The organism is Caballeronia sp. M23-90 (assembly GCF_053574605.1).
The window spans coordinates 1-8,846 of sequence record NZ_JBSIPA010000277.1; the positions used below are offsets into that span (position 1 = coordinate 1).

9 protein-coding genes and 1 pseudogene are annotated in these 8,846 nt (G+C 60.8%); 6 read left to right on the forward strand and 4 right to left on the reverse strand.

Features of this window, described 5'->3' with window-relative positions:
- Together ACRXB1_RS23265 and cysE are read left to right on the forward strand one after the other, a co-directional pair.
- Nucleotides 1-354, forward strand: a pseudogene (locus ACRXB1_RS23265) (hypothetical protein); the annotation flags it as partial.
- Nucleotides 355-513: 159 nt separating this feature from the next.
- A complete protein-coding gene (gene cysE / locus ACRXB1_RS23270) occupies nt 514-1,299 on the forward strand; it encodes a serine O-acetyltransferase (RefSeq protein ID WP_449493354.1) in 786 nt (261 codons plus the stop codon).
- Nucleotides 1,300-1,316: 17 nt separating this feature from the next.
- Here cysE and ACRXB1_RS23275 read toward each other — a convergent pair whose 3' ends face one another.
- From ACRXB1_RS23275 to ACRXB1_RS23290, 4 genes are all read right to left on the reverse strand, one after another.
- Nucleotides 1,317-2,123, reverse strand: coding sequence for a UDP-2,3-diacylglucosamine diphosphatase (locus tag ACRXB1_RS23275; protein ID WP_449493355.1), 807 nt, complete (start codon nt 2,121-2,123; stop codon nt 1,317-1,319).
- Nucleotides 2,120-2,617 carry a peptidylprolyl isomerase gene (locus tag ACRXB1_RS23280; protein ID WP_061999092.1) on the reverse strand — a complete coding sequence of 166 codons (498 nt, stop codon included), beginning with the start codon at nt 2,615-2,617 and terminating at the stop codon, nt 2,120-2,122. The genes ACRXB1_RS23275 and ACRXB1_RS23280 overlap by 4 nt, the downstream gene beginning before the upstream one ends.
- A 75-nt stretch (nt 2,618-2,692) precedes the next feature.
- Entirely contained in the window at nt 2,693-3,274 is a 582-nt protein-coding gene (locus ACRXB1_RS23285; protein ID WP_449493356.1) for a peptidylprolyl isomerase, read from the reverse strand.
- 90 nt (nt 3,275-3,364) lie between these two features.
- Nucleotides 3,365-4,225, reverse strand: coding sequence for a tetratricopeptide repeat protein (locus tag ACRXB1_RS23290; RefSeq protein ID WP_069638347.1), 861 nt, complete (start codon nt 4,223-4,225; stop codon nt 3,365-3,367).
- 408 nt (nt 4,226-4,633) lie between these two features.
- Here ACRXB1_RS23290 and cysS point away from each other — a divergent pair, with 408 nt between their 5' ends.
- The 4 genes from cysS to tilS form a co-directional block, all read left to right on the forward strand.
- Entirely contained in the window at nt 4,634-6,049 is a 1,416-nt protein-coding gene (cysS, locus tag ACRXB1_RS23295; protein WP_075360443.1) for a cysteine--tRNA ligase, read from the forward strand.
- A gap of 45 nt (nt 6,050-6,094) precedes the next feature.
- Nucleotides 6,095-7,180, forward strand: coding sequence for a DNA-3-methyladenine glycosylase family protein (locus ACRXB1_RS23300; protein WP_449493358.1), 1,086 nt, complete (start codon nt 6,095-6,097; stop codon nt 7,178-7,180).
- A 117-nt stretch (nt 7,181-7,297) separates the two neighbouring features.
- Entirely contained in the window at nt 7,298-8,269 is a 972-nt protein-coding gene (locus ACRXB1_RS23305) for an acetyl-CoA carboxylase carboxyltransferase subunit alpha (protein ID WP_060816859.1), read from the forward strand.
- 41 nt (nt 8,270-8,310) lie between these two features.
- Nucleotides 8,311-8,846: tRNA lysidine(34) synthetase TilS (tilS, locus tag ACRXB1_RS23310; protein ID WP_449493357.1), on the forward strand; the 536-nt coding region annotated here is incomplete at its 3' end.

Sequence of the window (8,846 nt, forward strand, 5' to 3'; positions counted from 1 at the left end):
CGCCGCGGCCAGCGCGCCAAGCGACGAGATCGAAGGCATGTACGCGCATCTCGAACAGGCGCTGGTCGCGCTCGATTTCCTCGATCCGGCCAACCCAAAGAAGCTGATGTCGCGTTTGAGGCGCCTCCCGCTTCGGTCCCGAGCGCCGCGGCCAGCGCGCCAAGCGACGAGATCGAAGGCATGTACGCGCATCTCGAACAGGCGCTGGTCGCGCTCGATTTCCTCGATCCGGCCAACCCAAAGAAGCTGATGTCGCGTTTGAGGCGCCTCTTTTCGCGCACGGGGCTGGAGCACGAAGAAGTGAATATCCTGCGCGGAATCGCCAAGCACATTCTTCTGCGGGTCAAGCGCTGAGCGAGTTCAGACCGTGCTGCCAGCGGGGGCATCGGAGCGTTTCCGAACGGCTCGTCCTACAATCTGCACAAAACAAGCTATCGATTCCCGGATTCGTGCTGAGCCATACGGCCGTGCGTTTTCGCAATAAACCCCGCAGATCACCGACCGAGCCACGCCATGTTCAGCCGACTTCGTGAAGACATTGCCGCCATCCGCGAGCGCGATCCCGCCGCCCGCAGCGCGTGGGAAGTCGTGACGTGTTACCCGGGCTTTCACGCTGTCGTACTGCACCGGATCGCGCATGCGTCGTGGGTGTCGGGCGGGCGCTGGTTCGGGCGCTTCGTCTCGCAGTTCGCGCGTTTCTTGACAGGCATCGAAATCCATCCGGGCGTGACGCTCGGCCGACGCGTGTTTATCGATCACGGGATGGGCGTGGTGATCGGGGAAACAGCGGTTATCGGCGATGACTGCACGATCTACCAGGGCGTCACGCTCGGTGGCACGTCGCTCGAGCGCGGCGCGAAACGGCATCCGACGCTCGAACGGGGCGTGATCGTCGGCGCGGGCGCGAAAGTGCTCGGCGGATTTACGGTCGGCGCTGACGCGAAGATTGGTTCGAACGCGGTCGTGGTGAAGCCTGTTCCGGCGGGCGGAACGGCGGTGGGCAATCCGGCGCGCGTCGTCATGCCGGCGACCGCGAAGCCAGTTGAGAAAGACTGCACGCCCGAGCGTTCCGCCTTTTGCGCGTACGGAATCACGCCGAACGCCGATGACCCCGTCTCGCTCGCCATTCACGGCCTGATCGATCATGCGTCGACGCAAACGCACCGGGTGGATGAGATCGTCGCGGCGCTGGACAAGCTGGGTACACGCATCGATGCCATCAGCGGCGTGGATAACGCGGCGTTCATCGACTTGAAGCGGCTTTCGGATGTGATGAAAGGCGAAGCGGCGCGTCGTTAGAAGCTGACTAAAACCCGTTACAGCGGCAGCGCCCGGATTCCCTCGGCGTCCACGCGCAGATAACCGCCGCGTGGCTCGCCATGATCGAGTTCCCAATCGGGCATGACCCATCGGACGCCATCGTTTTCATGATGCCGCGCAGGCAAGTGCGTGTGGCCGTGAATCATCGTATGCGTGCCGGTGCTGGCGAACAACTGCGCCACGGCGCTTCGCGTCACGTCGTATTTGGCCTGCACGGGGCGCATCCGTCCATCTTCGCTCGTTGACCGCATGCGTTCCGCAATCGATAACCGCAGCTTCAGCGGCAAGCTCAGGAACACCTGCTGCGCAACCTGATTACGCGCAAAACGGCGAAAGCGCTGGTACGCGGGGTCATCGGTGCAAAGCGCGTCGCCGTGCGCGACCACGATCCGCGTGCCGAATGCAGTGATGACGAAAGGATCGGGCAACGACATCGCGCCGGCCGCGCGCATGAAACGCTTGCCGAGCAGGAAGTCGCGATTTCCGTGCATCACGTACAAGCCGATGCCACGCTCGGACAACGTATGCATCAGCGCCGTCATGCGCCGCGCGAACGCCGCGCGCGGACCTTGCACGGACGCCGCGAGCACGTCGTCGCCAACCCAGAATTCGAACAGATCGCCGAGGATGAAAACCGAGTCTGCGTCGTTCGCCGTTACTTCGACGAAATGCTCGAACGCCGCCACCGTCTTCGGAATGGCGTCGCTCAGATGGAGATCGGAAATGAAAAACAGCGGGCGCGCTGTAGCATGCGCGCCCGCTGTTTCCATTGAATCGATCAAGCCGTGCGTCAAGTCAGTCATTCACCGACTACAACAGCCTTCTCGATCACGACGTCATCCGCCGGCACGTCTTGATGAAAACCCTTCGAGCCGGTCTTCACCTTGCGGATCTTGTCGACGATATCCATGCCGTCCACGACCTTGCCGAACACCGCATAACCCCAGCCTTGCGACGTCGGCGCCGTGTGGTTCAGGAACTCGTTGTCGCCCACGTTGATGAAGAACTGCGCGGTCGCCGAATGCGGATCGTTCGTGCGTGCCATGGCGAGCGAACCGACTTCGTTCTTCAGGCCATTGTTCGCTTCGTTGTCGATGGGTGCGTCCGTCGGCTTTTGCGTCATGCCCGGTTCGAAGCCGCCGCCCTGGATCATGAAACCGTCGATCACGCGATGGAACACGGTGTTGTCGTAGTGACCTTTCTTGACGTAGTTCAAGAAATTCTCGACGGACTTCGGCGCCTTTTCAGCGTTCAGTTCGATCTTGATGATGCCGTGATTCGTATGGAGTTCGACCATGATGAATTCCTTTCCTTTTCAAGAGTTGTTGGAGCATTACGCGACGCGCACGGCGTATGCCTGCTGCTGCAGCTTTTACTTTCCGACCACGCTGGCGGACTCGATCACGACGTTCGATTGCGGCACATCGCCCATGGGACCGCGCGTGGTGGTGGGCGTGGCTTCGATCTTCTTGACCACGTCCATGCCGGAGACGACCTTGCCGAACACGGCATAACCGTTGCCGTCGCCGTTGGGGTAATCGAGGCCGGTGTTATCGACGGTATTGATGAAGAACTGCGACGTGGCCGAGTTCGGATCGCTCGTGCGGGCCATCGCGAGGGTGCCGGTGCTGTTCTTCAAGCCGTTCTTGCTTTCAAGCGGAATGGGCGCGCGCGTGGGCTTCTCAGCGAAGCTCGTGGTATAGCCGCCGCCCTGGATCATGAAGCCCGGAATCACACGATGAAAGATCGTTCCGTTGTACTGGCCGGACTTCACATAATCGAGAAAGTTGGCGACGCTCTTCGGCGCCTTTTCAGGATAAAGCTCGACCTTGATGTCGCCTTGCGATGTCTTGAGCAGCACGTTCGGATGAGCGGCCGCCGGCGACGACTGGGCAAAAGCAGGCGCCTGGGCGATGAGTGCAGTGCTGCCGAGCGCCAACAACAAACTTTTCATGAGCAATCGATCCTCTGGTTGGAGCTGCATCGTGTGGCGGTCTGTACGGACATCCGGACCTGCGCGGTCTGGATGTCCGTACACGCCGGGTCACGGTTTCGAAGGTGCGAAATAAGGCGTGTTCGAGAGTGGCACGCTGGGTCCGCCGAACGGCGAATAAAGCGGTGCGGACATGTCCGTGGATGACGAGGACGAGCCTGTCGTGCCCGAATTCGGCGCGTTCCAGTCACCGTTGTTTGACGTCGCCGCCGATGAAGCAGCCACAGGCGCCGAAGCCGCCGGCACACCCGATGCGCCTGAAGCTGCCGCCGCTGCTGCAGCAGCCGCTTCCGGACGACGCCGCGGCGGAGGTGAAACGATCTTTTGAATATCGCCCACGCGCTGCGCGGTCAGCGGGCTTCTCGAGCCGAGCGTCTGAGCGCGCTTGTACGATTCGCTTGCGAGACGCAGATAAAGATCGCCCAGGTTCTCGTATGCAAGCGCGTAGCTTGGATTGGCCTTCGTTGCGGTTTCAAGCGCAACGCGCGCTTCGTCATAACGGCCTTCCTTCGCGTAAAGCGCAGCGAGATTGTTATACGGCTCGGGCAACTCCGGATACGTTTGCGTGAGTTCGGTGAAGGCCGTGATGGCTTCATCGTCCCGGTTCAGGCGCGCGAGGACGGTGGCGCGCTTGAACTTTGCCTGCACGTCGCGCGGATTGGTCGCGAGGCGCGCGTCGAGCTGGATGAGCGCGCTTTGCCATTGCTTCTGGGCAATAGCGGTGTCGATGGCGGGCGTGTCATCTGCAGTGGCGGTGGAGACTTGCGCAAGCGCCGGCATGACCGGCCACAAAGTTGCGCCAAGTCCGAAAGCGGCAGTTGCAAGTGCGGTCGCCGCGAGCTTGGCAACGCTTGGTACGCGGCGGCTGGTAGGTTTCATAGGCTCGTTTCTGAATGTTATACTCCGGCCCATTCTAACAAAACGTCCGCAACGTTCCGTCGAACGTCCGGACAGTCTTTACGCCACTCGCGGCCGCCTCCGTTTTGATTCGCATGACCCGCATGTTTTTGCGGCGCTCTCGCTCCTGTTCCGACGTGCTCTCATCGGGATCGCATCGCTCCGGTTTTTATAGCTGAACATGTCTCTCGCCGTTATGCCATCGTCATTATGTTGCTGCCGGTCATGCTGTCGTTCTAGTTCTTGTCGCCAGCCGATCGCTACCTGTAGCATGATCATCTCGGCGCCGACGTGCAGTTTGCACATTTTGTAAAAGGCGCCTACGTGTGAACCACGTGCCATACGTGGGAAATACGCAGCACGCTCGCCACATTTGGCCAGCAATCGAAACACTCGGATGTCCCGGCCCACGCACCATCGTTTATGAACTCATTGCGCATCTACAACACGCTCGCGCGTGACAAGCAAGCTTTTGTGCCGCTCCGTGCAGGAGAAGTGCGCATGTATGTCTGCGGAATCACGGTGTACGACTACTGTCACGTCGGGCATGCACGCATGATGATCGTGTTCGACATCGTTCAGCGCTGGCTTCGTACGATCGGCTATGACGTGACCTACGTGCGCAACATCACGGACATCGACGACAAGATCATTCGGCGCGCCGTGGAAAACGGCGAATCGATCAAGGCGCTCACCACGCGATTCATTCAGGCCATGTATGACGATCTCGATGCCCTCGGTGTCGAGCGCCCCGACCACGAGCCGCGTGCAACCGATTTCGTGCCGCAGATGCTCGGCATGATCCAGACGCTCGTGAACAACGGCTACGCCTATCAGGCAAGCGACGGCGATGTGAACTATGCGGTGCGCAAATTCGAGGGCTACGGCAAGCTGTCGGGCAAGTCGATCGAGGACTTGCGCGCGGGCGAACGCGTGGCGTCGAACGACGCGAAGCTGGACCCGCTCGACTTCGTATTGTGGAAACGCGCGAAAGAGGGCGAACCGCCCGACACGGGCTGGGACTCTGCATGGGGACGCGGGCGGCCGGGCTGGCACATCGAATGTTCGGCCATGGGCTGCACGTTGCTCGGCGAGCGTTTCGACATTCACGGCGGCGGCCAGGACCTGCAGTTTCCGCACCATGAGAATGAAATTGCGCAGAGCGAGGCGGCGACCGGTGTTCAGTTCGTGAACTACTGGATGCACAACGGCTTCGTGCAGATCGACAGCGAAAAGATGTCGAAGTCGCTTGGCAACTTCTTCACCATTCGCGAAGTCCTCGAAAAATTCGATGCAGAAGTCGTGCGGTTTTTTATTGCACGGGCACACTATCGTTCGCCGCTCAATTACAGCGACGTACATATAGATGATGCACGTGGGGCGCTCACGCGCTTGTACACTGCGCTGAAAGATGTGAACCCGGATACGAATCCGCTCGACTGGAACGAGGCACATGCGCAGCGTTTCCAGGCAGCCATGAACGATGACTTCAATACACCCGTGGCTGTTGCCGTGCTGTTCGAACTGGCGAGCGAAGTGAACCGCTCACGGGATGCCGTGCTCGCGCGTCAGTTGAAGTCGCTTGGCGGCGTGCTCGGCTTGTTGCAGCGCGAGCCGCGTGCGTTCCTTCAGGATGCGCCGGGCAGCAGCAGGAACAACGGCGAGGAGGGCGCTGCCGGCCTCACGCCTCTTGATATCGAAACGAAGATCGCTGCTCGCGTTGCTGCGAAAAAAGCGAAGAACTATGCCGAAGCAGACCGGATTCGCGCTGAGTTGCTCGAGGCCGGAATTGCACTTGAAGACAAACCGGGTGGGTCGACCGAATGGCGTCGTAACTGAACGTCCTTCGCATTTCTTTGATCGACTCACCAGGTAGGAGGCATGATGGCAACGGCCAGAAAGACGCCGGCTAAACGAGCCGCGTCCGGAAGTACCGCAGCGACCGAAACAACGGCTACGCGGCGTGCAAATGTAAAGACATCGACGGCGTCCAAGCCCTTGGCCAAGCGGCTCAATGGCGCGGCCGACGGCGCGGCGGGCAAGACGGCATCGAAGAAACGCGCGGTCAACGGCGCCGCGCATGAAGACGTGTCAAAAGCAAATGCAGCGAATGGCACGACTCGGGCACGCAAGACGGTGCATACGGGCGCGCTTAAGGCGTCGCCGAAGACAGCGAACGGCGACGCGGCCAGGGCGATCGATATCAAGGTCATCGAAGCCGATCTCGCTGCAGACTCTTCGCAAGCGCTCGTGCGCGATCCCCAGGCCGATGGCGCGATCGTCCGGAAGTCGCGCGCCATCACCGCGGAAAAATCGGTCCCGGTGCAAACACCCGGGCTTGCCCCGGAAGCCGCCCGTCCCGAGTATTGGGAAAAGGCATGCGCGGATCTGGTCAAGCGCGACCGAATCCTCAAGAAGCTGATTCCGAAGTTCGGCCCGGTGCACCTCGTGAATCGCGATGATCCGTTCACCACGCTCGCGCGTTCTGTCGTCGGCCAGCAGATTTCGGTGGCCTCCGCGCAAGCCATCTGGAAACGCGTGGAGGTGACGTGCCCCACGCTCGCGCCGCAGCAGTTCATCAAGGTCGGTCCGGCGAAGCTGCAGTCGTGCGGGTTATCGAAGAGAAAGTCCGAGTACATTCTCGATGTCGCCCAGCATTTCGTGTCGGGCGCATTGCACGTGGATAGCTGGACGTCGATGGAAGACGAAGCCGTGATCGCGGAGTTGACGCAGATTCGCGGCATTGGCCGCTGGACGGCGGAAATGTTCCTGATCTTCAACCTGTCGCGCCCGGACGTCCTGCCGCTCGACGACCTCGGCCTGATCCAGGCCATCAGCGTCAACTATTTCAGCGGTGAACCCGTCACACGCAGCGAAGCGCGCGAAGTCGCGGCCAACTGGGAGCCGTGGCGCACCGTCGCGACGTGGTACATGTGGCGCAGCCTTTATCCAGTGCCCGCCGATCACTAAAAAGTATCGTCGGAGTCGTTCGCTATCAGTATTATATAATCGATAGTTTCGACCCGAAATTTAGTGAGGCTGGCGCGGTTAGAATACGCGCTGCCCGATGCTCTAGGATTCGAACATATGAAGACCACTTTTCTGGATTTCGAACAGCCGATCGCTGAACTCGAAGCGAAGATCGAAGAATTGCGCTTTGTTCAGGACGATTCCGCTGTCGATATCTCGGAAGAAATCGAGCGGCTTTCGAAGAAGAGCCAGCAGCTCACGAAAGACCTGTACGCAAACCTGACCCCGTGGCAGGTTTCGCAGATCGCGCGGCATCCGCAGCGTCCGTACACACTCGACTATGTGAACGAGCTTTTCACCGACTTCCACGAACTGCACGGCGACCGCTCATATGCCGACGACCTGGCCATTGTCGGTGGCCTCGCGCGTTTCAACGGCCAGGCCTGCATGGTGATCGGCCAGCAAAAAGGGCGTGACACCAAGGAGCGCGCCGCGCGTAATTTCGGCATGCCGCGTCCGGAGGGGTATCGGAAAGCCGAGCGCCTGATGCGTCTCGCTGAAAAATTCGGGCTGCCGATTTTCACGTTCATCGATACACCCGGCGCCTATCCCGGCATCGGCGCCGAAGAGCGCGGCCAGTCGGAAGCGATCGGGCGCAATCTGTATGTGATGGCCGAGCTGAAGACGCCGATCATCGCGACGATCATCGGCGAAGGCGGGTCCGGCGGCGCGTTGGCAATTGCCGTTGCGGACAGCGTGCTGATGCTGCAGTTCTCTACCTACTCGGTGATTTCGCCGGAAGGCTGCGCGTCGATCTTGTGGAAGAGCGCGGCGAAGGCGCCGGAAGCAGCCGAAGCGCTTGGTTTGACTGCGCACCGGTTGAAGGCGCTCGGTCTGATCGACAAGATCGTGAACGAGCCGCTTGGCGGCGCGCATCGCGATCCGAAGGGCATGGCCGCGTTGCTGCGCCGTGCGTTGGCTGACACGCTGCGTCAGTTCCACGGCATGAACGCACTCGACGTCCGCGCACGCCGGTTCGACAAGCTGATGGCCTACGGCAAGTTCAAGGAAAACCTGCCGGGTGCGTGAGCGGCAACGCTTCGCTCACCTTCTGCGGATAAGCGATTCCCGTGACCTCCGACACTGAAACTCCCGCCAGCCGCCTCGTGATCGATGCGGTGCGCGCGGCGTTAGCCGACGTGTCGACTTCCACCGACAGTCCCATCGCCGTTGCTTTCAGCGGCGGTCTCGATTCCACCACGCTGCTCGATGCCGCCGTGCGTTGCGCGGGACAGGCTCGCGTCATCGCGTTGCACGTTCATCATGGCCTGAGCCCCAATGCCGATGCATGGGCCGCGCATTGTCATGCGTTCGCCCGCGGGCTGGGCGTGCGGTTTGTATCGCGCCAGGTCGATGTCGTGCGTGAAGGTGGCGAGAGTCTCGAAGCAGCGGCGAGAGATGCGCGTTACCGAGCGCTCGATGCCTTATGTGAAGAGCAGGGCGCCACCACGCTCTGGCTTGCGCATCACGCCGACGATCAGGCGGAAACCGTGTTGCTGCAACTGCTGCGCGGCGCAATTTGGATATTCACTACAGCCTCAGGACTCGCCAGCGTGAAGGTGAGTTTCTTAGGAAAGCGACGGTCTATTTCGCGAAGGAGTCGCGG